We start from the raw sequence: 23,949 nt of genomic DNA on the forward strand, positions 1-23,949 counted from the left end.
CATGGCCAAGTCCTATGGTGTAGCGGGTGTGGTGGCGTGTTTTCTGACCCGCAGGATGTCCCTGCGTGGTCGCAGGTTGAGTTCGGACGAGGCTGAATTGCTGGCGCAGTATCGCGCCCTGACCGAGGACGATCAGGTGGCGATGCGGTATCTGGTGGGGGCGATGAAGAGTGTGTCGCGGTTTTAAAACCAGCGAAAATCAACTGTGGGAGCGGCGGTGCGACGATTCGACTTGCCCGCGAAGGCGATTTTTCGGTGTACATATCCGTTTCTGCGGTAACGGCTGCTGGAGGTTCCGCTCTTACAGCGGGTCACTTTTTGAAGAGCGCAAAAAGTAACCCAAAATGCTTCGCCCCAACACTCGGCACCTCCAAAGCCTGCGTTCGGCCAGCGTGTTTGACGGGGCGCTCCAGATCAAAAGCAAAAGCGTGGCGGCCTTAGAGCCGACCGGTATCGGGGCGTGTGAGCGCGATCAACTGTGGGAGCGGGCTTGCCCGCGATGACGGCAGGCCAGTTGCTACATGAACGACTGACTCATCGCTATCGCGGGCAAACTCGTTCCCCTATTTATAACCGACGCCTCACGTGTATTTGCGCTTATCCGGCGCAGGCGGGAAGTACTGGTACAGCCAGGTTTCACTCAAGGTGCGGTCCTGGGTCCGGATAAACAGGCGCAGCTCCACCGGTTCCACGCTGTCACTGGTGGGGTACCAGTCGAACAGGATGCGGTAGCCCTTGATGTTGTCGAGCACCAGCACGCTGAAATCCTTCACCTCACCGTGGGAGCAGGTCACCACCGGCTCGATGCCGGTGCCGGCGGGCAGGCGGTCCAGGCCGCCGCCCTTGAAGTCCACGGCAAAGCGCCGCGCCCACACGTCGGGGTAATGCTCGCCAGGTGCCCAACCTTCGGTAAATCCGCCCATGCCGGAGCGGGTTGCGTCGACCTGCGCCAGCGGCGTGCTGACTGGGGGCAGGGCGCTCCAGTACAGCTTGTAGCCGTAATTGAGGGAGTCACCGGCAGCGACGGGCTTTTTCGGGGTCCAGAAGGCCACGATATTGTCCAGGGTCTCGCCGGTGGTGGGGATTTCGAGCAGGTCAATCGAGCCCTCGCCCCAGGCGGTGGTCGGTTCCACCCACAGGCTGGGGCGCTTGCTGTACCAGTCCACGGTGTCCTGATAGCTGGCGAACTCATGGTCGGTCTGCACCAGGCCGAAGCCTTTTGGGTTGGTGTCGGCAAACGCGTTGAACTGCAACTTGGCCGGGTTGTTCAACGGGCGGCACACCCATTCGCCATTACCGCGCCACATCGCCAGGCGGTCCGAATCGTGGATTTGCGGGTGGATGGTGTCGCACATGCGCCGCTCATGGGTGCCGCAGCTGAACATGCTGGTCATCGCCGCGATGCCCAGTTGTTCGATGGCGGTACGCGCGTTGATATGCGCATCGATTGCCATCACCACCTGATTGGCCTGGCAGTCGATATCAAAGCGATAGGCACCGGTGGCGCTCGGCGAGTCGAGGAGGGCGTAGACCACAAAGCGCGTGGCGTTCTTCTCCGGGGTCTCGAACCAGAACTGCGTGAAGTCGGGGAATTCCTCGCGTTTTTTTGCGTAGGTATCAATCGCCAGGCCGCGCGCCGAAAGGCCGTACTGGCCGGTGGAATCCACCGCACGGAAATAGCTGGCGCCCAAAAATGACAACACGTCATGACGGTCCAGCTCCGGCGCCTTGAACAGCTTGAAGCCGGAGAAACCCAGGTCGCCGGTCAGTTGTTTGGTATCCACCGTGGTCTTTTCATAGTTGAACAGCGACGGGCGGAAATGCACCTCACGGGCTTCGCGGGTTTTGGGGTCGACGCTGTGCATGCGCACCGGCGTCTTGAAACCCATGCCGACGTGGAAGAACTGCACATCCAGCTGGCCATTCAGCTCTTTCCACAGCGAGTGATTGCCGTCGTAGCCAATCGCGTTGAAATTTTGCGGGGTCATGTTCGCCAGCGTGGGCGGCAGCACCTGCCGCGTGTCTTTGTAGGCAGAGCCGGCGAGCTGTTTGGCCTGGGCCTTGAGCGTTTCAAAATCGAATGCCACGGCCTTGCCATCGGCGGCACGGTTACCGGCCCATGCCTGCGCGGCCAGCAGGCCACTGGCCGACAAACCGGTGTAAGCCGCAATGGCCATGGACGCTTTGAGCAAATTCCTGCGATGCATAGAGACAACCTGTCGTGAGCAAATCCCGCGCCGTTCCTGGCACGTACTGGATCAGAAATAACGGTTCGGACATGCCTTCGGCCAAACGCAACGGACATTAAACAGACGCCGGTTAGCTTAAGCGGTTCGATAGGCAAGGAAAATTGATTGATGGCATTGTGCTTGCGCTGCATGTGCGACAAGACATTTCCAAGCCAGCGAAGGGGCGGCTGCACAGGTCAAGCTACAAAGGTGGTGTTACATCTGGAAGCACTCTAGCGAGCAGTAAATTTGGCACTTGGTTTTACGCTGGGGTCTGTTTGTCCTATGTACCCCAAGTGCCTGGAGGCTATTTATGAATACCCGTGGATTGCTCGATCAGTTGCTTAAGTCTGGTCAGGACATGTTGCAAAAGAAAGCTGGCGGCCAGCGCAAATCGGATGAAAAGGGCGCCCTGGATGGCCTGCTCGGCAGCGGCGGTCTGGGCAGCCTGCTCGGCGGCGCAGGCGGTGGCGCGCTGGCGGCGGGCGCCATGGGCCTGCTGATGGGCAACAAGAAGGCGCGCAAATTCGGCGGCAAGGCGCTGACCTACGGCGGTCTGGCCGCCCTGGGCGTCATCGCCTACAAGGCTTACGGCAACTGGCAGGCGCAGCAGGCCAGTGCGCCCCAGAGCGAACCGCAGACCATCGACCGCCTGCCGCCGGCTCAGGTCGAGCAGCACAGCCAGGGCATCCTCAAGGCGCTGGTCGCCGCCGCCAAGGCCGACGGGCATGTCGACGAGCGTGAGCGCGCGCTGATCGAAGGCGAGTTCACCAAACTGGACAACGACCGCGAACTGCAAAGCTGGCTGCACGCCGAACTCAACAAACCCCTGGACCCCGCCGATGTGGCCCGCGCCGCAGGCACCCCGGAAATGGCTGCCGAAATGTACATCGCCAGCGTGATGCTGGTGGACGAGGAAAACTTCATGGAAAAGTCATACCTCGACGAACTGGCCCGCCAGCTCCGGCTGGAACCCGGCCTGAAGGCCGAACTGGAGAAGCAGGTGCGTCTGGCTCAGTAAATACAGGCGGTACGCAATCAATGATGTGGGAGGCCCGCTTCTTGTGGCGAGCGGGCTTGCCCGCGTTGGGGTGCGAAGCGCCCCCAATGAAGGAACCCTCGGTATACCTGATACTGCGCGCAGGCTGGTTTTGGGGCTGCTGCGCCGCCCAACGCAGGACAAGCCTGCTCGCCACAGGGATGTGCTTGCTTGAAGCAGTCAGTACTTTTGATACAAACGCACCGCCATCGCAAGCGGCCCCCCTCGCACATTCCGCTCAGCTATACTCCCCTCCATTTGAATGGCCCTTCGAGGAATTACTGTGAAGAACTGGACGTTGCGCCAACGGATTTTGGCGAGCTTTGCGGTCATTATCGCGATCATGTTGCTGATGGTCGTGGTGTCCTACTCACGGTTGCTGAAGATCGAAGTCAGTCAGGAAGCCGTCAGGGATGATGCGGTGCCTGGGGTCTACTTAAGCTCCATGATCCGCAGCGCATGGGTCGACAGCTATTTGCAGACCATCGACATCATCGGCCTGCGCGAGGAAAAGACCCTCACCAATGCCGACAAGAATGACTACAAGTCCTTCGAAGCGCGTATCGAGCAGCAGATGGCCAACTATGAAAAAACCGTGCATGACCAGGCCGATCGCATGGAGTTCGACAACTTCAAGGCCGCGCACATCAATTACAACAAGGTTCTGGCCCAGGTGCTGGAACGCGTTGAAGCCAATGACCTGCCCGGTGCCAGCGTGTTGCTCGAAGAGCAATTGACGCCGATCTGGACCGAAGGGCGCATGAAGCTCAATGACATCATCACTGAAAACAAGAACGTGTCCGACCGCGCCACGGCGGCCATTGATGAGGCCGTGCTGTCGGCCAAGATCAGCATGGTGGTGTCGCTGATCATCGCCGTCCTCGCCGCCGGCCTGTGTGGCCTGTTGCTGATGCGCGCGATCATGGCGCCAATGAAGCGCATCGTCGAGATCCTCGAAACCATGCGTACGGGCGACCTGAGCAAGCGCCTGAACCTGGAGCGCAAGGATGAGTTCAACGCGGTGGAAACCGGCTTCAATGACATGATGACCGAGCTGACTGCCCTGGTGTCCCAGGCCCAGCGTTCCTCGGTGCAGGTCACCACTTCGGTCACCGAGATTGCCGCCACCTCCAAGCAGCAGCAGGCCACCGCCACCGAGACCGCCGCCACCACCACCGAGATCGGCGCGACGTCGCGGGAAATCGCCGCCACGTCCAAAGACCTGGTGCGCACCATGACCGAAGTGTCCACCGCCGCCGATCAGGCCTCGGTGGCTGCCGGCTCCGGCCAGCAGGGCCTGGCGCGCATGGAGGAAACCATGCATTCGGTGATGGGCGCCGCCGACCTGGTGAACGCCAAGCTGGCGATCCTCAACGAGAAGGCCGGCAACATCAACCAGGTGGTGGTGACCATCGTCAAGGTTGCCGACCAGACCAACCTGCTGTCGCTCAATGCTGCCATCGAGGCCGAGAAAGCCGGTGAATACGGGCGCGGTTTTGCCGTGGTCGCCACCGAAGTGCGACGCCTGGCCGACCAGACCGCCGTGGCCACCTACGACATCGAGCAGATGGTGCGCGAGATCCAGTCGGCGGTGTCCGCCGGGGTGATGGGCATGGACAAGTTCTCCGAAGAAGTGCGCCGCGGCATGTTCGAAGTGCAGCAGGTGGGCGAGCAGCTGTCGCAGATCATCCACCAGGTACAGGCGCTGGCGCCGCGGGTGTTGATGGTCAACGAGGGCATGCAGGCCCAGGCCACCGGCGCCGAGCAGATCAACCACGCGCTGGTGCAACTGGGCGATGCCAGCAGCCAGACCGTGGAGTCGCTGCGCCAGGCCAGCTTTGCCATTGATGAACTGAGCCAGGTTGCGGTGGGTCTGCGCAGCGGCGTGTCGCGTTTCAAAGTCTGATGAGCGAACTCGCGGCTAAACGCGGCGCCGTTACGGCAGCGAAAAAGGCGTTGTTCCTGCTGTTCCACATCGGCAGCGAACGCTTTGCCCTCAAGGCCACCGAAGTGGCCGAGGTGCTGCCGCGCCTGCCGCTCAAGCCCATCGCCCACGCGCCCGCCTGGGTGGCGGGCATTTTTGCCCATCGCGGCGCGCTGGTGCCGGTCATTGACCTGAGTGCGCTGACCTTCGGCACCGCCGCCCAGGCCCGCACGAGCACGCGGCTGGTGCTGGTCAACTACCAGCCGCAATCCTGGGCCGAACCTCGTCGGTTGGGGCTGATCCTTGAACAGGCCACCGACACGCTGCGCTGCGACCCCGCCGAATTCCAGCCCTATGGCCTGGACAATCGCCAGGCGCCATACCTGGGGCCGGTGCGCGACGATGAGGCGGGCTTGACGCAATGGATTGGCGTGAATGACCTGCTGACTGAAGACGTGCGCGCCTTGTTGTTCTCTGCCGAGTTGAGCCTATGAGCAATGACCCGCGCTTTTTTGCCTATTTGAAAGAACGCATCGGCCTGGACGTCGCGTCGGTGGGCGAAGCCATTATCGAGCGTGCCGTGCGCCAGCGCAGCCAGGCGGTGCAGGCGCAGACAGCGGACGAGTACTGGCAGCACCTGCAACGTTCCCACGACGAACAGCAGGCGCTGATCGAAGCGGTGATCGTCCCCGAGACCTGGTTTTTTCGCTATCCCGAATCCTTCGCGACCCTCGCTCGGTTGGCCAGGGCACGACTGGACGAGCTCAACCAGTTGCGCGCCTTGCGCATTCTGAGCTTGCCATGCTCCACCGGCGAGGAGCCCTATTCGATCGCCATGGCCCTGCTCGATGCCGGCCTTGCGCCGCATCAGTTCAAGGTGCAGGGCATGGACGTCAGCCCGCTGTCGGTGGAACGAGCACGGCGCGGCGTATACGGCAAGAATTCGTTTCGTGGCGGCGACCTCGACTTTCGCGACCGTCACTTCAGTGAACAGGCCGATGGTTACCACATCGCCGACCGCGTGCGCGAACAGGTGCGCCTGCAAGTCGGCAACCTGCTCGACCCGGCCCTGCTCGCCAATGAGTCGGCCTATGATTTCGTGTTCTGCCGCAACCTGCTGATCTACTTCGACCAGCCGACGCAACAGCAAGTGTTCGACGTGCTCAAAGGCTTGACTCACCTGGACGGTGTGCTGTTCATCGGCCCGGCAGAGGGCAGTCTGCTGGGGCGCCACGGCATGCGTTCGATTGGCGTGCCGCAGTCGTTTGCCTTCAGCCGCCACGCGGAGCCAGTGAAGCCGGCGCCGGTATTTACACCCACGCCCACGCCCGTGCTCGCACGCAGCGCCGCTCCGATGCCGATGCCGGTCAAGCCGCGACCGTTCAGCACGGCCAGCGCTCAGGTGGTGCCGATCAAGGCGCTGCCCTCCGACACGGCCGACTTGCTTGGCCAGATTGCCACCCTGGCCAACGCTGGCAAGAGCGCCGAAGCCCGCGCCGCCTGCGAGCGCTATTTGAGCAACCACCCGCCGGCCGCCCAGGTGTTTTATTGGCTGGGGCTGCTCAGCGATGTGGCCGGCAGCGCCCTGGAAGCCCAGGGTTATTATCGAAAAGCCTTGTACCTGGAACCCCAGCACCCGCAGGCCCTGATGCACCTGGCCGCGTTGCTCGAGTCCCAGGGTGACAGCGCGGGTGCGCGTCGCCTGCAGGCACGTGCCGCGCGCAGCGAGCGAGCTGACAGTGAGTCCAAACGATGAGTAGCACCAAGGCGCTCGACATCACCGGCCTGGACCTGACCCTGGCCGACACTCAGGCCATCGACGATTGCTGGAACCGCATCGGCATCCATGGCGACAAGTCCTGCCCGCTGCTGGCGGAGCACATTCACTGTCGCAACTGCTCGGTGTATTCGGCCGCCGCCACGCGGTTGCTGGACCGCTACGCCCTGCAACAGGAAGACCGCCGCCCGGCGGCGGCCGAGGTCGATGAGGACATCGTCACCCTTTCCCTGCTGATGTTCCGTCTCGGCGAGGAATGGCTGGGCATCGCCACGCGCTGCCTGGTGGAGGTGGCGCCGCTGCAGCCGATCCATTCCCTGCCGCACCAGCGTTCCCGTGCGTTGCTCGGCGTGGCCAATGTGCGTGGCGCGCTGGTGGCGTGCCTGTCGTTGGTCGAACTGCTCGGCCTGGACGCCGCCGGCGCCGGGGCGACAGGTGGGCGGGTCATGCCACGCATGCTGATCATCGCCGCGCAGGATGGCCCGGTGGTGGTGCCGGTGGACGAGGTCGACGGCATTCATGCGGTCGATGAGCGCACCTTGAAGGCGGCATCGGCCTCCGGCACCCAGGCCAGCGGGCGCTTTACCCAGGGTGTTCTGCAGTGGAAGGGCCGCAGCCTGCGTTGGCTGGACGAGGCACAATTGTTGTCCGCCGTGACCCGGAGCCTCACATGACCCCCGACCAGATGCGCGACGCCTCGCTGCTGGAACTGTTCAGCCTGGAAGCCGATGCGCAAACCCAGGTGCTGAGCGCCGGCCTGCTGGCCCTGGAACGCAACCCCACCCAGGCCGACCAGCTCGAAGCCTGCATGCGCGCCGCGCACTCGCTCAAGGGCGCGGCGCGCATCGTCGGCGTGGACGCCGGGGTCAGCGTGGCCCACGTGATGGAGGACTGCCTGGTCAGTGCCCAGGAAGCGCGCCTGTACCTGCAACCCGAGCACATCGACGCGCTGCTGCAGGGCACCGACTTGCTGATGCGCATCGCCACGCCGGGCAACGACGTTTCGCCTGCCGATATCGCAGCCTATGTGGCGCTGATGGAGCGCTTGCTGGATCCGTCGCAGCCCACGGCAAAGATCGCAGCGCCAGCCGAGCCGGCTCCGGCCTCGACACCTGTGGTGCAAGCCTTGGCGCTTGAGCCCGAGCCCGAACCTGCGCCGCCTGCCGCCAGCGAGCCCGCGCGTCAGGGCAAGCGCATGACCGAAGGCGGCGAACGCGTGCTGCGCGTCACCGCCGAGCGCTTGAACAGCCTGCTGGACCTGTCCAGCAAATCCCTGGTGGAAACCCAGCGGCTCAAGCCGTATCTGGCCAGCCTGCAACGCCTCAAGCGCATTCAAAGTCAGGGCGTGCGCGCGCTGGACTCCCTGGACGGCCAGCTCAAGACCCTGAATCTCAACCTCGAAGCCCAGGAAGCCCTCACCGACGCCCGTCGCCTGCTGAGCGAAGCCCAGGCCCTGCTGGCGGAAAAAACTGCCGAACTGGACGAGTTCGGCTGGCAAGCCGGGCAGCGTGCCCAGGTGCTTTATGACACCGCGCTGGCCTGCCGCATGCGCCCATTTGCCGATGTGTTGACGGGGCAGGCGCGCATGGTTCGCGACCTTGGCCGCACCCTGGGCAAGCGGGTGCGCCTGGAGATCGAGGGCGAAAAGACCCAGGTCGACCGCGACGTGTTGGAAAAACTCGAAGCGCCGCTCACCCATTTACTGCGCAATGCCGTCGACCATGGCATTGAAATGCCCGAGCAACGCGTATTCGCCGGCAAGCCCGCCGAGGGCCTGATCCGCCTGCGCGCGTCCCATCAGGCCGGGTTGCTGGTGCTGGAACTGAGCGACGATGGCAATGGCGTCGACCTGGAGCGCCTGCGCGGCAGCATCGTCGATCGGCACCTGTCGCCGCTGGAAACCGCCCTGCGCTTGAGCGAGGAGGAGCTGCTCACGTTTCTGTTCCTGCCGGGCTTCAGCCTGCGCGACAAGGTCACCGAAGTGTCCGGGCGCGGGGTCGGCCTGGATGCGGTGCAGCATATGGTGCGGCAACTGCGCGGCGCGGTGGTGCTGGAGCAAACGGCGGGGCAGGGCAGCCGCTTCCACCTGGAAGTGCCGTTGACCCTGTCGGTGGTGCGCAGCCTGGTGGTCGAAGTCGGCGAAGAGGCCTACGCCTTCCCGCTGGCCCACATTGAGCGCATGTGCGACCTGGCCCCCGACGACATTGTGCAACTGGAAGGCCGCCAGCACTTCTGGCACGAGGGCCGGCATGTCGGCCTGGTCGCCGCCAGCCAGTTGCTGCAGCGCCCGACAGGGCAGAATAATGACGAAACCCTGAAAGTGGTGGTAATCCGCGAGCGCGATGCGGTGTACGGGATCGCCGTGGAGCGCTTTATCGGTGAGCGCACGCTGGTGGTGCTGCCGCTGGATGACCGCCTTGGCAAGGTCCAGGATATTTCCGCCGGCGCCTTGCTCGACGATGGCTCGGTGGTGCTGATCGTCGATGTGGAAGACATGCTGCGCTCGGTGGACAAACTGCTCAACACCGGCCGCCTCGAACGCATCGCCCGGCGCAGCCAGCAGGCCACCGAAGCGCCGCGCAAACGCGTGCTGGTGGTGGACGACTCGCTCACCGTGCGTGAGCTGCAACGCAAACTGCTGCTCAATCGCGGCTATGAAGTGGCCGTGGCAGTCGACGGTATGGACGGGTGGAACGCATTGCGCTCCGAAGACTTCGACCTGCTGATCACAGACATTGATATGCCTCGTATGGACGGTATCGAATTGGTCACACTCCTGCGCCGAGACACCCGCCTGCAATCGTTGCCGGTGATGGTGGTGTCCTACAAGGACCGCGAAGAAGACCGACGTCGAGGACTTGACGCCGGCGCCGACTATTACCTGGCCAAAGCCAGTTTCCATGATGACGCCCTGCTTGACGCCGTGGTCGAACTGATCGGAGGCGCCCGGGCATGAAGATTGCCATCGTCAACGACATGCCGCTTGCCGTCGAAGCCCTGCGCCGCGCCCTGAGTTTCGAGCCTGCGCACCAGGTGGTGTGGGTGGCCGGCAATGGCCTGCAGGCGGTGCAACGCTGCGCCGAACTGACCCCGGACCTGATCCTGATGGACCTGATCATGCCGGTGATGGACGGCGTGGAAGCCACCCGACAGATCATGGCCGACAACCCGTGCGCGATTCTGCTGGTGACCGTCGACCGCCAGGCCAACATGAGTCGGGTGTTCGAAGCCATGGGCCATGGTGCCCTGGACGTGGTGGACACCCCGGCACTGGGTGTGGGCAACCCCAGGGACGCGGCCGCGCCGTTGCTGCGCAAGATCCTCAATATCGGTTGGCTGATCGGCCAGCGGGGCAGCCGCGTGCGTGCCGAAACCGCGCCTCAGCGCACCATCGGCAAACCCCACAGCCTGGTGGCGATCGGCTCCTCGGCCGGTGGGCCGGCTGCCCTGGAAAGCCTGCTCAAGGGGTTGCCGCAGGACTTTCCCGCCGCCATCGTGCTGGTGCAGCATGTGGATCAGGTATTTGCCGCCGGCATGGCCGAATGGCTGAGCAGTTCCTCCGGCCTGCCGGTGCGCCTGGCCCGTGAAGGCGAGCCGCCACAAAGCGGCGTGGTGCTGCTGGCCGGCACCAACCACCACATTCGTCTGTTGAAGAACGGCACGCTGGCCTATACGGCAGAGCCGGTGAACGAGATTTACCGGCCATCCATCGATGTATTTTTTGAAAGCGTGGCCAGCCACTGGAGTGGCGATGCCGTCGGCGTATTGCTGACCGGCATGGGGCGCGACGGCGCACAGGGACTTAAATCAATGCGTGAACAAGGCTATTTGACCATCGCTCAGGACCAGCAGAGTTCGGCGGTGTACGGCATGCCCAAAGCGGCGGCGGCGATTGAAGCCGCTGTTGAAATTCGCCCACTGGACAGGATTGCGCCTCGGCTGCTGGAGGTCTTTGCAAAATGATTGATGCCCCAGTCAATGCCGGCCAGCAGGTGGTAATTCAGGTGACCGCACATGAATGATTTACAGATCGACGACATCAAGACCGACGAAAACGCCGCCATGGTGCTGCTGGTCGACGACCAGGCGATGATCGGCGAAGCCGTGCGCCGCGGCCTGGCTCATGAAGAGAACATCGACTTCCACTTCTGCGCCGATCCTCACCAGGCGATTGCCCAGGCGATCCGCATCAAGCCGACGGTGATCCTGCAGGACCTGGTGATGCCGGGCCTGGACGGTTTGACCCTGGTGCGCGAATACCGCAATCACCCGGCCACGGCGAACATCCCGATCATCGTGCTTTCCACCAAGGAAGACCCGCTGATCAAGAGCGCCGCGTTTGCCGCTGGGGCCAACGATTATCTGGTCAAGCTGCCGGATAACATCGAGCTGGTGGCGCGCATTCGCTATCACTCACGCTCCTACATGACCCTGTTGCAGCGCGATGCGGCCTATCGCGCGCTGCGCGTCAGCCAGCAACAGCTGCTGGACACCAATTTAGTGCTGCAACGGCTGATGAACTCGGACGGCCTCACCGGGTTGTCCAATCGTCGCCATTTCGACGAATACCTCGAACTCGAGTGGCGCCGCGCCATGCGCGACCAGACCCAGCTCTCGCTGCTGATGATCGACGTGGACTTCTTCAAGACCTACAACGACAGCTTCGGTCATGTCGAGGGCGACGAAGCCCTGCGCAAGGTCGCCGCCGCCATCCGCGACGCCAGCAGCCGCCCCTCGGACCTGCCGGCGCGTTACGGTGGTGAAGAGTTCGCCCTGGTGCTGCCCAACACCTCACCGGGCGGCGCACGGCTGGTGGCCGAAAAGCTGCGCATGGCCGTCGCCGCGCTGAAAATCCCGCACATCGCGCCCACTGAAGGCTCCAGCCTGACCATCAGCATCGGCCTGTCGACCCTCACGCCGGTGCAGGGCACCGATTGTCGGCAGTTGATCATGGCGGCGGACAAGGGCTTGTACATGGCCAAGCATAATGGGCGTAATCAGGTGGGGATCGAATGAGCTGACTGCGCCGCAAATCAAAGTGTGGGAGGGGGCTTGCTCCCGATAGCGGTGTATCAGCACGCAGTGGGCGACTGACACGCTGCCATCGGGAGCAAGCCCCCTCCCACATTTGCCCCGGCCTTTTCGCCAGGCGGGCTGCCGTTTGCGCCTGTTTGCCGTTATACTCGCCGGCTTTCAAAAGTTCGCCAACGAGTGCTGCCCGCCATGGAAATCAACCCGATCCTGAACACCATCAAGGACCTGTCCGAGCGCTCCGAAACTATTCGGGGGTATCTTTGACTACGATCAAAAGCATGAGCGTCTGACCGAAGTCAATCGCGAGCTTGAAGATCCTGCTGTCTGGAACAAACCTGAATACGCCCAGGAACTGGGCCGCGAGCGCTCGGCGCTGGCGCAGATCGTCGACACCCTCGACGAGCTGAACACCGGTCTGGGCGATTGCCGTGACCTGCTGGACATGGCCGTCGAAGAAGACGACGAAGGCGCAGTGGGCGATGTCGTCGCCGAGCTGGCCCGTCTTGAGGAAAACCTCGCCAAACTCGAATTCCGTCGCATGTTCAGCCACGAAATGGACCCGAACAACGCCTACCTGGACATCCAGGCCGGCTCCGGCGGCACCGAGGCCCAGGACTGGGCCAACATCCTGCTGCGCATGTACCTGCGCTGGGCCGACAAGCGCGGTTTCGACGCGACCATCATGGAACTGTCCGCCGGTGAAGTCGCCGGTATCAAGGGCGCCACCGTGCATATCAAGGGTGAATACGCCTTTGGCTGGTTGCGGACCGAGATCGGCGTGCACCGTCTGGTGCGCAAGAGTCCGTTCGACTCCGGCAACCGTCGTCACACGTCGTTCTCTGCGGTGTTCGTCTCGCCGGAGATCGACGACAAGGTGGAAATCGAGATCAACCCCGCCGACCTGCGCATCGATACCTACCGTTCTTCCGGTGCCGGTGGTCAGCACGTAAACACCACCGACTCGGCCGTACGGATCACCCACGTACCGACCAACACCGTGGTCAGCTGCCAGAACGAGCGTTCCCAGCACGCCAACAAGGACACCGCCATGAAAATGCTGCGGGCCCGGTTGTACGAGCAGGAAATGCAGAAGCGCAACGCCGCGTCCCAGGCGCTGGAAGACACCAAGTCGGATATCGGCTGGGGTCATCAGATCCGCTCCTATGTGCTCGACGCGTCGCGGATCAAGGATCTGCGCACCAACATCGAACGCAGCGACTGCGACAAGGTGCTCGACGGCGATATCGACGAATACCTGGAAGCCAGCCTGAAATCCGGCCTGTAATACCCTAAGTGGGAGCGGGAGGGACGCCTGGTCCTTGCCCCGCGATCCCCAGGCCGCAGGCCTGGGGGCAACGAACCTGTGATGGAATTTTTAGACATGAGCGACCAACAACTCGACCCGCAAGCCCTGCAACAGGAAGAAAACTCCCTGATCGCCCTGCGCAAGGAAAAGCTTGCCGCCGAGCGCGCCAAGGGCAATGCCTTCCCCAACGACTTCCGCCGCGACAACTACTGCGACGCCCTGCAGAAGCAGTACGTGGACAAGACCAGGGAAGAGCTGGCAGAGGCTGCGATTCCGGTCAAGGTGGCAGGTCGCATCATGCTCAACCGTGGCTCGTTCATGGTGATCCAGGACATGACCGGGCGTATCCAGGTCTACGTCAACCGCAAGACCCTCTCTGAAGAAACCCTGGCCTCGGTGAAAACCTGGGACATGGGCGACATCATTGCCGCCGAAGGCACCCTGGCCCGTTCCGGCAAGGGCGACCTGTACGTCGAAATGACCAGCGTGCGCCTGCTGACCAAATCCCTGCGCCCGCTGCCGGACAAGCACCACGGCCTCACCGACACCGAGCAGCGTTATCGCCAGCGCTACGTTGACCTGATCGTCAACGAAGACGTGCGCCAGACCTTCCGCGTGCGCTCGCAGGTGATCGCCCACATCCGCGGTTTCCTCGCCAAGCGCGACTTCCTCGAAGTGGAAACCCCGATGCTGCAGACCATCCCCGGGGGGGCCGCAGCCAAGCCGTTCGAGACTCACCACAACGCGCTCGACCTGCCGATGTTCCTGCGTATTGCGCCGGAGCTGTACCTCAAGCGCCTGGTGGTGGGGGGCTTTGAAAAGGTCTTCGAGATCAACCGCAACTTCCGTAACGAAGGCGTCTCGACCCGTCACAACCCTGAATTCACCATGTTGGAGTTTTACCAGGCGTACGCCGACTACGAAGACAACATGGACCTCACCGAAGAACTGTTCCGCGAGCTGGCACAGCTGGTGCTGGGCAGCACCGACGTGCCGTACGGCGACAAGCTGTTCCACTTCGGCGAGCCGTTCGTGCGGTTGTCGGTGTTCGATTCGATCCTCAAGTACAACCCCGAGCTGACCGCTGACGACCTCAACGATATCGACAAGGCCCGCGCCATCGCCAAAAAGGCCGGCGCCAAGGTGTTGGGCTTCGAAGGCCTGGGCAAATTGCAGGTGATGATTTTCGAAGAGCTGGTGGAGCACAAGCTGGAGCAGCCGCACTTCATTACCCAGTACCCGTTCGAAGTGTCGCCACTGGCCCGTCGCAACGACGATAACCCGAACGTCACCGACCGTTTCGAGCTGTTTATCGGCGGCCGTGAAATCGCCAACGCCTATTCCGAGCTCAACGACGCAGAAGACCAGGCCGAGCGCTTCATGGCCCAGGTGGCCGACAAGGACGCCGGTGACGACGAAGCCATGCATTACGACGCCGACTTCGTGCGTGCCCTGGAATACGGCATGCCGCCCACCGCCGGTGAAGGTATCGGCATCGACCGTCTGGTGATGTTGTTGACCAACTCGCCGTCGATTCGCGATGTGATCCTGTTCCCGCACATGCGGCCGCAAGCCTGACCGAAGTGAAATCCTGAGCCGCCTTTTATAAGGCGGCTTTTTTATGGGGCGTTTATAAGCGTCAAGCAAACAGCGCCAGGTTTTAATCAAATCCAAGGATGTGTGTGGTGAACCGCGTAATGGCTCAAGAAGGCGCCGCCGGCATTGCTGCTGCCGTGGCTGAAAGTGTCCAGTACCAGGGCCGCAAGGCCAGTCGTCGAGGCAGCGAACAGCGCCGGCAGGAGATTCTCGATGCGGCCATGCGCATCGTGGTGCGTGACGGCGTACGTGCCGTACGCCATCGCGCCGTGGCGGCGGAGGCCGGTGTGCCGCTGTCAGCCACCACTTACTATTTCAAGGACATCGATGACCTGCTCACCGACACCTTCGCCCAATACGTCGAACGCAGCGCTGCGTTCATGGGCAAGCTGTGGGTGCGCAACGAAGGCCTGCTGCGCGAGATGGTCGCTTACGGCGACGGCAGCCCGGCCTCGCGCTCGCAGTTGGCCGATGACATTGCGCGGCTGACGGCGGACTACGTGCAGCGCCAATTGAGCAATCGACGCGACTACCTGATGGCCGAGCAGGCGTTTCGCCAGGAAGCGCTGCTGAACCCGCGACTGGCCGAACTGGTGCGCTCCCACCAGCAGATTCTGTTGCAGGGCACCGGGCAGTTTTTCCAGGTATTGGGCTCGCGCGAGCCGCAGCAGGATGCCAAAGTGTTGACGGCGATTATCAGTCGGATGGAATATCAGGGCCTGTTGGGCGGCGCAGAACCGCTGACCGGTGACGAGATGCTTGAGATTCTCAAGCGTTACATGCATTTGGTGTTGGCCTCGGTGTAGCCATGCCTGTGTGCGATCCGCTTTATGTGGGCGCTGGTACCTGTCGGCGCCGCTGCCGGCCAAGCTGGGCGGGCATTTCATCCTGGCCGGCTTCGAATTCGACGAAAAGCACGAATTGGTGGTCTACAACCTCGACCTTGAGCAGATTCATCAAGCGATGGAACAGAAGACGCTGCAAGGCACTGCCGTGCAAACCGTCGAAGGCGACGGCGTGCTGATCGACAGCCCCATGGAACAGGTCTTCGCCTACCTGGATGACCCGGCCAACGCCGATGTATTCGTGCAAGCCGTGCGCTACCGGCGCGCGGGCAAATAACGTTTAAAGAGGAAGCACCGGGTGGACGATTACCAGCAGACGATACGCACCTTGTCCGATCGCATTGTGCTGGCGCAAACACCGATTCGCGTGCTTGATGCCGTGAAGTGGGACGAGAACATTCGCCAGGGATTTCTCAAGGCCAAGGGCCGGGAGATGCCCGCCGTTGACCGCGACTATTACCTGAACCGACCATTGGCGTTCGATTCCAGCGCGGTCAAGCTCGAGTTCCAGAACATCGAGCGCGACATCACCCGCCGCCTCGGCCAGTTCAGCCCGGTGGGGCAGATCATGCGCCGCATGTGCCGCGAATACCGCATGGTGGTGCGCATGCTGGAAGCGCGCGGCACCGAGGATTTCGGCCTGATCTCCCAGGAACTCTACGGCGCCGCCTCCGACGCCTTCCACGCCGGTGACCCGACCCTGGCCGACCTGGGCCTGATGCTCTCCGACTACCTGAACAACATCGACGGGCGCGGCGACCTCAAGGACGAAGCCAAGACCCTCACCGCCAAGGACGCCGTGGCCCTGCTGCAAACCCGCTTGAACAAAGTGTTTGGCGAGGCCGAAGAGACCATCCGCGTGTTCGAATCCGACGGTATTGTCGCTGACGCCGCTGCGGGCGCCGATTACATCAAGATCCGCGCCGACGCGATGTTCAACGACCGCGACGTGCGCGCCCTGGAAGTACACGAAGGCCTGGTGCACGTGGGCACGACCCTCAATGGCCAGAACCAGCCGATCTGCACCTTCCTGTCCAAGGGGCCGCCGTCGTCCACCGTGACCCAGGAAGGCCTGGCGATCCTGATGGAGATCATCACGTTCGCCTCCTACCCAAGTCGCTTGCGCAAGCTGACCAACCGTACCCGTGCTATCCACATGGTGGAGGAGGGGGCCGACTTTTTGCAGGTGTTCGAGTTCTTCCGCGAGCAAGGCTTCGAGATAGCCGACAGCTATGGCAACGCCAGCCGGGTGTTCCGTGGCTCGGTGCCGAACGGCCTGCCGTTCACCAAGGATTTGTCCTACCTCAAGGGCTTTATCATGGTCTACAACTACATCCAGCTCGCCGTGCGCAAGGGCAAGCTGGAACAGGTGCCGCTGCTGTTCTGTGGCAAGACCACCCTGGAAGACATGCGCACCTTGCGCCAGTTGGTCGACGAAGGCCTGGTGGTGCCACCCAAGTATTTGCCCGAGCAGTTTCGTGACATGAATGCGCTGGCGGCGTGGATGTGTTTTTCCAACTTCCTCAACCACCTGAGCCTGGACCGGATCGAGGCGGATTACTCGAATATCCTCTGACCCCAACCGCATCAAAATGTGGGAGGGGCTTGCTCCCTGCCACATCTGCAGTTTTCACGAGTCTCCAGCCAAATCGAGAGGTTTCAACGGATGAGAATCCTCGGCATCCTCTGCCTGCTACTGACATTGAACGGCTGCAGCTCCCTGCTGTTCTATCCCGAACCCGGCCTGCCGTTCACGCCGGAAAAAGCCCGTCTGCACTACCGCGATATCACCCTCACCACTGCCGACGGAGTAAAGCTGCACGCCTGGTGGCTGCCAGTCAAAGCGGGCGTGCCGGTCAAGGGCGCTGTGCTGCACCTGCACGGCAACGGCGGCAATCTCGCCTGGCACCTGGGCGGCAGTTGGTGGTTGCCCGAGCAGGGCTATCAAGTGCTGCTGCTGGACTACCGCGGGTACGGGCTGTCGCAAGGGGCGCCGTCATTGCCGGCGGTCTATCAGGACGTGGACGCTGCATTCAGCTGGCTCGACAAGGCGCCCGAAGCCCAGGGACAACCGTTGATCGTGCTCGGGCAGAGCCTTGGCGGTGCGCTGGCGGTGCATTACCTGGCGGCGCATCCAGAGCGACAATCGCGGCTCAAGGCCCTGGTGCTGGACGGTGTGCCCGCCAGTTATCGTGACGTAGGACAATTTGCCCTGAGTACCTCCTGGCTGACATGGCCGCTCCAGGTGCCGCTGTCCTGGCTGGTGCCGGATGGCGACAGTGCGATCAAGTCCATGCCGCGCCTGACCGGTGTACCCAAGCTGTTGTTCCACAGCCTGGACGACCCGATAGTGCCGGTCGCCAATGGTCTGCGCCTGTATCAAGCCGCGCCGCCGCCCAGGGTGTTGCAACTGACCCGTGGTGGGCATGTGCAGACCTTTGCCGACAAGACCTGGCAAACCGTGATGCTGCGTTATCTCGACGACCCGGAGCACTTCAACGGCGTGCGCCGTTTGGGTGAGATTCCCAACTACCCGCTGCCTGAAGTCGATGCGTCGAAGAAGCCGCAGTAAGCGAGTAGCGCAAAAGGGATGGCTTGCCCGTGTGGGAAATCGTCTTTATGTCGGCAGACTTTTGATTGAGTGCATCAAATCCGCTCGGCATGTCGGAACCATCCGTGTGCACTTGCCACAGATTGTGGGCTTATCAACAGAACTGATAAGCCCTTACTTTAATCAGCGTGGAGTAGCGTATATGCAAGGTATCAGTGCAATGTCGGGTGGTGGCGTCGGCGGTGTCGGCGGTGCTCAGCAGGGTGGTGGTGCCCAGCAGAGTATCGAACAAAAGATCAATGAATTAATGAAGAAAATCAGCGAGATGTCACAACAGGCTGGAGGGAGTCAAGGTGCTGGCGGTGGCGGCGGCGGCGATGAACTCGAAGAACTCCTGAAGCAGCTCAAGCAACTGCAAAGCATGCAAGGCGGTGAAGGCGCGCAGGGCAATCAAGGCTCCCAGGGTGGCAGCCAGATCCAGGCGCCTGAGTCCCAGGGCCGCGGGCCAGTCAACTTCTGATCACTGCCCAAAAAAGCGCCCTGTCGGGCTTTTTTTTATGGCATATCCACTGCCCTGTCAGCCGAAGCCCGCTCGGGTGCTGCCTGGGCTGAAAACAATCGTTGTCAGGGAGCCACTCGCAACGGGAATATCTGGAACCCAATTGCGTTTGAAACCACACACAGCGATGTAATCCACACAGTGCAGGGTCGAGAAGGTGGAGATAAGTCGTGCTGCGGAACGCTTGAGGGACATAATCAACGCCCATGAAAATGTGGATCGGCTAAACGCTCAAAAAAAGGAGTTTGAGCAACTGATGGTTCAGCTGTCGGACAATGAGTATGGCAAGAAGGGAGAAATGCCGGCGGACGATACTCACCGCACTATCCAGTTTGACGAGCCTAAAAAAAACCCACCGTAAGGTGGGTTTTTTATGCAGCATCAATCAATCAGTTAGCCATCGAGGAGCGTGGCTTGACCGGCTGGTTGTCGTTGGAGATGGTCACTTCAACGCGACGGTTCATGGCGCGGCCCGATGCGCTGCCGTTATCGGCAACCGGGTATTCCTTGCCGTAACCCTGGGTCACGATGCGCGAGATATCCACGCCTTGCTGGGCCAGTGCACGCTGTACGGAAGCCGCACGGCGCTCGGACAGACTCTGGTTGTACGAATCGGAACCGGTGCTGTCGGTGTAGCCTTCGACGATGACCTTACGGTCCGGGTTGTCGCGCAGGAACTGCGCCAGCTTGGTGATGTTGACCAGGCCGGTGGACTTCAGGTCGGACTTGTTGGTGGCGAACAGCACGTCACCGAAGGTCACCAGGGTGCCACGGTCGGTTTGCTTGGCGTTCAGGCTGTCCTGCAACTGCTTGATTTGCGCGTCACGCGCGTCCAGCAGAGCACGGGCGCGGTCGTCGCCGGCATTTTTCAGCTTGGCTTCGGACTCACGCAGGGAAATGGTGTCTTTGGCCACTTCAACGCGCTGGTTGGTCAGGTAAGCCAGTTGGTCGACTTTTTTCTCGTCTTCCTTGTCGCGGTAGGCCTTGTCAGCCTTGTCCAGCCATTCGCTGGCGTCTTTGGTTTCAAGTGCAGCCAGCTTGGTCGCTTGCGGGTTGGTTTGCAGGGCCGTGAAGTTGGTCCGTGCATTTTCCAGGTTCGCGTTCGGCGGGGTGGAGCAGGCCGCCAGAGCAACGCTCATCGCCAGCAGGGCAGGGATCATCATGTGTTTACGCATAATCGTGTCGTCCTTTCAATTCGATATCAGGTGCGATGCAGTAAGAAGCAATGGCTTACTTCTGCTGGATAACAGCCGGGCGCATGCCTTCTCGGCGCAGATCGTCAACCGCCTTCTGAGAGTCCTTCACAGCCTGTTCAGCTTTGGCAGCCTGAGCCTTGCGCTCGGCGACGCGGGCATCCCACTCGGCTTGTTCAGCCAACTGACGCGCCTTGTCGTAGTTCTTGTCGTGCATGGCGATTTCAGCTTCTTTGAGCTTGTCCTGGGCCGCTTTCATTTCCACGGCTGCAAACTCGGTGCCGCCGGCGCTGACTGCGCTGTTCACCGCAGATTGAGTCACCGCGTACTGCTCGGTCGGAGGGTTGCCGGCGCAGCCCGCCAGAACGAAGCTGGTGCCGATTGCCAGCGCGGCCAACTTCAGCCCGCGCAGATGGTTAAACGAGGATTTGGCAGTGCTGGTCTTCATCGTCTTCAACTCCATTGGATAACTCCTGAAAAATATCAAAATCCAGTTCACTGGTTCAGCGGCAGGGGTCGGCGGTAAAAAATCGACGTGCCCTTTAAAACGACCGTTCCAAGTGATGGCTTACTGGTTGTGACCGAGGGCTTTTTTCAAAAGTTCAGTGAAGATGGCGATTTGCCTAAAAAAATATCTGACTGAATGGTCAATGCATAAAACTTGGAACTTTGACCGCGCACGACGGTAGTCCGAGCCAGCCTGAGGCCCGGAATACCGGGGTTTCTTTAAAGTCAGGAGGGCTTCGACTGCTCGCCCTCGGCGGATAAATCGTGCAAAAAGCGACGCGACAATTCGAGAAAACGCGGCGTGGGGCCGACGTCTTCGTATAACGGGTCGCCTTCTTCGTCGGTGGCAACCACATGCTGGCCCTTGACGTAGGGAAAGCTCGCTTCCAGCTCTTCAAGGGCTGCGCCGATCAATTCTCCGAGCAATTCCTCGGTTTGGCGCTTGGGGTACATTTCAGCAATGGCCGAGAGCCTCGCCGCAGCCTCCACGTCCAGGTGAATCGCGTACTCGGTCTTGGTCAATCGACCCTTGGCGGTTTCTTCCCAATGCTGGGCCAGATCTCGAATTTTCATGGCAACCTCAATAAAGCCCGTGTCTGCGGGCGGTGATGGGCGTCCAGCCGGCGGCGTGGATGAACCGTCGACTCATGGCTTGAGACTCGCGGCGAGCGCCAAGGTTTAAAGTGTCTTGTCAGAAACCGGCGCGAGCGGCACTCTGGAAAATATGCGCGTCCCGCAAATTCTGGCTGGAGAGTGGCTGATGAGTGATATCGATGCACGCTTGCGTGAAGATGTTCACCTGCTGGGTGAACTGTTGGGCAATACCATTCGAGAGCAGTACGGCGATGCCTTTCTCGACAAGATCGAGCAGATTCGCAAAGGCGCCAAGGCGGACCGGCGTGGCGCCGGCGATGAGCTGAGCAGCCGTCTGAATCAGTTGCAGGAAGACGAACTGCTGCCCGTGGCCCGTGCCTTCAACCAGTTCCTCAACCTGGCCAATATCGCCGAGCAGTACCAACTGATTCACCGACGCGACGAGTCGCAACCCGCGCCGTTCGAGTCGCGCGTGTTGCCTGAGCTGTTGGCGCGCCTGCAGGCCGAAGGCCACAGCGATGAGTCCCTCGCCCGCCAGCTCGGGCGCCTGGACATTGAGCTGGTCCTCACCGCTCACCCCACCGAAGTGGCCCGGCGTACCCTGATCCAGAAATACGATGCGATTGCCGCGCAACTGGCGCTGCAGGATCACCGCGACCTCACCACCGCCGAACGCCAGCAGATTCGCGAGCGCCTGCAACGCCTGATTGCCGAAGCCTGGCACACCGAAGAAATCCGCCGCACCCGGCCCACGCCGGTGGACGAAGCCAAATGGGGCTTTGCGGTGATCGAGCATTCGCTGTGGCACGCCATTCCCAATTACCTGCGCAAGGCTGATCAGGCCCTGCATGCCGCCACCGGCCTGCACCTGCCCCTGGAGGCGGCGCCGATTCGCTTCGCTTCGTGGATGGGCGGCGACCGTGATGGCAACCCCAACGTGACGGCACCGGTCACCCGCGAGGTCCTGCTGCTGGCGCGCTGGATGGCGGCTGATCTGTACCTGCGCGATGTCGATCAACTGGCGGCCGAGCTGTCGATGCAAAAGGCCAGCGCCGCGTTGCAGGCCAAGGTTGGCGACAGCGTGGAGCCTTATCGCGCTGTGCTCAAGCAACTGCGTGAACGCCTGCGCGCCACACGCCAGTGGGCACATTCCGCGCTGAGCAGCAGCACCCCGGCGCCGGCGGAGGTGTTGCAGGACAACCGTGACCTGCTGGAGCCGCTGCACCTGTGCTACCAGTCGCTGCACGAGTGCGGCATGGGCGTGATCGCTGACGGTCCGCTGCTCGATTGCCTGCGCCGCGCGGTAACGTTCGGCCTTTTTCTGGTGCGGCTGGATGTGCGCCAGGACTCCACCCGCCACTGCGCGGCCATGAGCGAGATCACCGATTACCTCGGCCTGGGTCGCTATGAAGAGTGGGACGAAGACGCGCGCATTCGCTTCCTGATGCAGGAGCTGGACAATCGTCGACCGCTGCTGCCGGCCTATTTCAAGCCCTGCGCCGATACCGCCGAAGTGCTCAACACCTGTAAGGAAATTGCCGCCGCGCCACAGGCTTCGCTGGGCTCGTATGTCATCTCCATGGCCGGCGCGGCGTCGGACGTGTTGGCGGTGCAATTGCTGCTTAAAGAGTCGGGCGTGCAGCGGCCGATGCGCGTGGTGCCGCTGTTCGAAACCCTCGCCGACCTGGATAACGCAGGGCCTGTGATCGAGCAACTGCTGCTCCTGCCGGGCTATCGCGCGCGCCTGCATGGCCCGCAGGAAGTGATGATCGGTTATTCGGATTCGGCCAAGGACGCCGGCACGACCGCCGCCGCGTGGGCGCAATACCGGGCGCAGGAGCGTCTGGTGGATATCTGCCGCGAGCAACAGGTGGAACTGCTGTTGTTCCACGGCCGCGGCGGCACCGTGGGGCGTGGCGGTGGCCCGGCGCACGCGGCGATCCTGTCGCAGCCACCCGGCTCGGTGGCGGGGCGTTTCCGTACCACCGAACAGGGCGAGATGATCCGTTTCAAGTTCGGCCTGCCGGATATCGCCGAGCAGAACCTCAACCTGTACCTGGCCGCCGTGCTGGAGGCGACGCTGTTGCCGCCGCCGCCGCCCGAACCGGCCTGGCGCCATCTGATGGACGAATTGGCGGCCGACGGCGTCAGCGCCTACCGCGCGGTGGTGCGTGAACATCCGCAGTTCGTCGAGTACTTCCGCCAGTCCACCCCGGAGCAGGAACTCGGCCGTTTGCCATTGGGCAGCCGTCCGGCCAAGCGCCGTGCCGGTGGCATCGAGAGCCTGCGGGCGATTCCGTGGATTTTCGGCTGGACCCAGACGCGCCTGATGCTGCCCGCCTGGCTGGGCTGGGAGGCGGCGTTGAGCAAGGCGTTGGCACGCGGTGAGGGCGATCTGCTGGGGCAGATGCGCGAGCAGTGGCCGTTCTTCCGCACCCGCATCGACATGCTGGAGATGGTACTGGCCAAGGCCGATGCCGATATCGCCCGTTTGTACGACGAGCGCCTGGTGCAGCCGGACCTGTTGCCCCTGGGCGAGCATTTGCGCGACCTATTGTCGCAGGCGTGCACGGTGGTGCTGGGGCTGACAGGGCAGTCGCAACTGCTGGCCCACAGCCCGGATACCCTGGAGTTCATTCGCCTGCGCAACACCTACCTCGACCCCTTGCATCTGTTGCAGGCCGAACTGCTGGCCCGTTCCCGTGCGCGGGAAGCGGCGCAGGACAGCCCTCTGGAACAGGCGCTGCTGGTGTCCGTGGCCGGTATTGCCGCCGGTTTGCGCAACACCGGCTAGGG

20 protein-coding genes and 1 pseudogene are annotated in these 23,949 nt (G+C 62.2%); 17 read left to right on the plus strand and 4 right to left on the minus strand.

Annotation, left to right across the window (positions count from 1 at the left end):
* Position 1 precedes the first annotated feature (1 nt).
* Complete coding sequence (locus TU79_RS09415) at positions 2-187, plus strand: hypothetical protein (protein WP_057007937.1); 186 nt, start codon at positions 2-4, stop codon at positions 185-187.
* A 394-nt stretch (positions 188-581) separates the two neighbouring features.
* On the opposite strand, the gene TU79_RS09420 is transcribed toward TU79_RS09415, so the two are convergent.
* Positions 582-2,207, minus strand: a complete 1,626-nt coding sequence (locus TU79_RS09420) for a glucan biosynthesis protein D (RefSeq protein WP_057007736.1) — start codon at positions 2,205-2,207, stop codon at positions 582-584.
* A 334-nt stretch (positions 2,208-2,541) separates the two neighbouring features.
* On the opposite strand from TU79_RS09420, the gene TU79_RS09425 reads away from it, so the two are divergent.
* The 15 genes and pseudogenes from TU79_RS09425 to TU79_RS09500 all read left to right on the plus strand — a co-directional run bounded on the left by TU79_RS09425 (position 2,542) and on the right by TU79_RS09500 (position 18,820).
* Positions 2,542-3,249 (plus strand): tellurite resistance TerB family protein, encoded by a 708-nt coding sequence (locus tag TU79_RS09425; protein ID WP_057007737.1) that lies wholly within the window; start codon positions 2,542-2,544, stop codon positions 3,247-3,249.
* Between the two features lie 301 nt (positions 3,250-3,550).
* Entirely contained in the window at positions 3,551-5,173 is a 1,623-nt protein-coding gene (locus TU79_RS09430; protein ID WP_057007738.1) for a methyl-accepting chemotaxis protein, read from the plus strand.
* A complete protein-coding gene (locus TU79_RS09435; RefSeq protein WP_057007739.1) occupies positions 5,173-5,685 on the plus strand; it encodes a chemotaxis protein CheW in 513 nt (170 codons plus the stop codon). Before TU79_RS09430 ends, TU79_RS09435 begins: the two co-directional genes overlap by 1 nt.
* Entirely contained in the window at positions 5,682-6,947 is a 1,266-nt protein-coding gene (locus tag TU79_RS09440) for a CheR family methyltransferase (RefSeq protein WP_057007740.1), read from the plus strand. Before TU79_RS09435 ends, TU79_RS09440 begins: the two co-directional genes overlap by 4 nt.
* Entirely contained in the window at positions 6,944-7,642 is a 699-nt protein-coding gene (locus tag TU79_RS09445; RefSeq protein ID WP_057007741.1) for a chemotaxis protein CheW, read from the plus strand. The genes TU79_RS09440 and TU79_RS09445 overlap by 4 nt, the downstream gene beginning before the upstream one ends.
* Positions 7,639-9,924 carry a hybrid sensor histidine kinase/response regulator gene (locus tag TU79_RS09450; RefSeq protein ID WP_057007742.1) on the plus strand — a complete coding sequence of 762 codons (2,286 nt, stop codon included), beginning with the start codon at positions 7,639-7,641 and terminating at the stop codon, positions 9,922-9,924. Before TU79_RS09445 ends, TU79_RS09450 begins: the two co-directional genes overlap by 4 nt.
* Positions 9,921-10,931 (plus strand): chemotaxis response regulator protein-glutamate methylesterase, encoded by a 1,011-nt coding sequence (gene cheB, locus TU79_RS09455; protein WP_057007743.1) that lies wholly within the window; start codon positions 9,921-9,923, stop codon positions 10,929-10,931. The genes TU79_RS09450 and cheB overlap by 4 nt, the downstream gene beginning before the upstream one ends.
* Positions 10,932-10,982: 51 nt before the next feature.
* Complete coding sequence (locus tag TU79_RS09460; protein WP_057007744.1) at positions 10,983-11,984, plus strand: diguanylate cyclase; 1,002 nt, start codon at positions 10,983-10,985, stop codon at positions 11,982-11,984.
* A gap of 207 nt (positions 11,985-12,191) precedes the next feature.
* A protein-coding gene (gene prfB / locus TU79_RS25995; protein ID WP_139136795.1) for a peptide chain release factor 2 occupies positions 12,192-13,287 on the plus strand; the annotation gives its coding sequence in 2 pieces (ribosomal slippage) (positions 12,192-12,263 and positions 12,265-13,287; 1,095 coding nt in all).
* 96 nt (positions 13,288-13,383) lie between these two features.
* The gene (gene lysS, locus TU79_RS09475; RefSeq protein WP_057007745.1) at positions 13,384-14,886 is read left to right on the plus strand and encodes a lysine--tRNA ligase; all 1,503 of its coding nucleotides are present in this window, start codon (positions 13,384-13,386) and stop codon (positions 14,884-14,886) included.
* Positions 14,887-14,993: 107 nt separating this feature from the next.
* Positions 14,994-15,710 carry a TetR/AcrR family transcriptional regulator gene (locus TU79_RS09480; protein WP_082638441.1) on the plus strand — a complete coding sequence of 239 codons (717 nt, stop codon included), beginning with the start codon at positions 14,994-14,996 and terminating at the stop codon, positions 15,708-15,710.
* 31 nt (positions 15,711-15,741) lie between these two features.
* Positions 15,742-16,026, plus strand: a pseudogene (locus TU79_RS09485) (hypothetical protein); the annotation flags it as partial.
* Between the two features lie 21 nt (positions 16,027-16,047).
* Entirely contained in the window at positions 16,048-17,325 is a 1,278-nt protein-coding gene (locus TU79_RS09490) for a flavohemoglobin expression-modulating QEGLA motif protein (RefSeq protein ID WP_057007747.1), read from the plus strand.
* Positions 17,326-17,415: 90 nt separating this feature from the next.
* Entirely contained in the window at positions 17,416-18,321 is a 906-nt protein-coding gene (locus TU79_RS09495) for an alpha/beta hydrolase (protein WP_057007748.1), read from the plus strand.
* Between the two features lie 31 nt (positions 18,322-18,352).
* On the plus strand, positions 18,353-18,820 hold the full coding sequence (locus tag TU79_RS09500) for a hypothetical protein (RefSeq protein ID WP_139136796.1): 468 nt from the start codon (positions 18,353-18,355) through the stop codon (positions 18,818-18,820).
* Positions 18,821-19,248: 428 nt separating this feature from the next.
* Here the strand turns inward: TU79_RS09500 and lptF are convergent, their stop codons facing one another.
* The 3 genes from lptF to TU79_RS09515 form a co-directional block, all read right to left on the minus strand.
* A complete protein-coding gene (gene lptF, locus TU79_RS09505; RefSeq protein WP_057007750.1) occupies positions 19,249-20,034 on the minus strand; it encodes a lipotoxin F family OmpA-related lipoprotein LptF in 786 nt (261 codons plus the stop codon).
* A gap of 55 nt (positions 20,035-20,089) precedes the next feature.
* The gene (locus TU79_RS09510) at positions 20,090-20,515 is read right to left on the minus strand and encodes a DUF4398 domain-containing protein (protein WP_057007751.1); all 426 of its coding nucleotides are present in this window, start codon (positions 20,513-20,515) and stop codon (positions 20,090-20,092) included.
* A 269-nt stretch (positions 20,516-20,784) separates the two neighbouring features.
* Positions 20,785-21,132: a hypothetical protein gene (locus TU79_RS09515; protein WP_057007752.1), complete on the minus strand. Its 348-nt coding sequence runs from the start codon at positions 21,130-21,132 to the stop codon at positions 20,785-20,787.
* 187 nt (positions 21,133-21,319) lie between these two features.
* On the opposite strand from TU79_RS09515, the gene ppc reads away from it, so the two are divergent.
* Positions 21,320-23,947 (plus strand): phosphoenolpyruvate carboxylase, encoded by a 2,628-nt coding sequence (gene ppc / locus TU79_RS09520; protein ID WP_057007753.1) that lies wholly within the window; start codon positions 21,320-21,322, stop codon positions 23,945-23,947.
* The last annotated feature ends 2 nt before the right edge of the window (positions 23,948-23,949 follow it).

It is taken from the genome of Pseudomonas trivialis, assembly GCF_001439805.1.
GTDB lineage: Bacteria > Pseudomonadota > Gammaproteobacteria > Pseudomonadales > Pseudomonadaceae > Aquipseudomonas > Aquipseudomonas trivialis.

Excerpts from the sequence above, each read along its gene's own strand:
- ppc (WP_057007753.1), top strand. The coding sequence starts at position 21,320 with ATGAGTGATATCGATGCACGCTTGCGTGAAGATGTTCACCTGCTGGGT.
- TU79_RS09425 (WP_057007737.1), top strand. The coding sequence starts at position 2,542 with ATGAATACCCGTGGATTGCTCGATCAGTTGCTTAAGTCTGGTCAGGAC.
- cheB (WP_057007743.1), top strand. The coding sequence starts at position 9,921 with ATGAAGATTGCCATCGTCAACGACATGCCGCTTGCCGTCGAAGCCCTG.
- lptF (WP_057007750.1), bottom strand. The coding sequence starts at position 20,034 with ATGCGTAAACACATGATGATCCCTGCCCTGCTGGCGATGAGCGTTGCT.
- TU79_RS09415 (WP_057007937.1), top strand. The coding sequence starts at position 2 with ATGGCCAAGTCCTATGGTGTAGCGGGTGTGGTGGCGTGTTTTCTGACC.
- TU79_RS09420 (WP_057007736.1), bottom strand. The coding sequence starts at position 2,207 with ATGCATCGCAGGAATTTGCTCAAAGCGTCCATGGCCATTGCGGCTTAC.
- TU79_RS09450 (WP_057007742.1), top strand. The coding sequence starts at position 7,639 with ATGACCCCCGACCAGATGCGCGACGCCTCGCTGCTGGAACTGTTCAGC.
- TU79_RS09440 (WP_057007740.1), top strand. The coding sequence starts at position 5,682 with ATGAGCAATGACCCGCGCTTTTTTGCCTATTTGAAAGAACGCATCGGC.
- TU79_RS09445 (WP_057007741.1), top strand. The coding sequence starts at position 6,944 with ATGAGTAGCACCAAGGCGCTCGACATCACCGGCCTGGACCTGACCCTG.
- TU79_RS09435 (WP_057007739.1), top strand. The coding sequence starts at position 5,173 with ATGAGCGAACTCGCGGCTAAACGCGGCGCCGTTACGGCAGCGAAAAAG.
- TU79_RS09495 (WP_057007748.1), top strand. The coding sequence starts at position 17,416 with ATGAGAATCCTCGGCATCCTCTGCCTGCTACTGACATTGAACGGCTGC.
- TU79_RS09460 (WP_057007744.1), top strand. The coding sequence starts at position 10,983 with ATGAATGATTTACAGATCGACGACATCAAGACCGACGAAAACGCCGCC.
- TU79_RS09515 (WP_057007752.1), bottom strand. The coding sequence starts at position 21,132 with ATGAAAATTCGAGATCTGGCCCAGCATTGGGAAGAAACCGCCAAGGGT.
- TU79_RS09510 (WP_057007751.1), bottom strand. The coding sequence starts at position 20,515 with ATGGAGTTGAAGACGATGAAGACCAGCACTGCCAAATCCTCGTTTAAC.
- lysS (WP_057007745.1), top strand. The coding sequence starts at position 13,384 with ATGAGCGACCAACAACTCGACCCGCAAGCCCTGCAACAGGAAGAAAAC.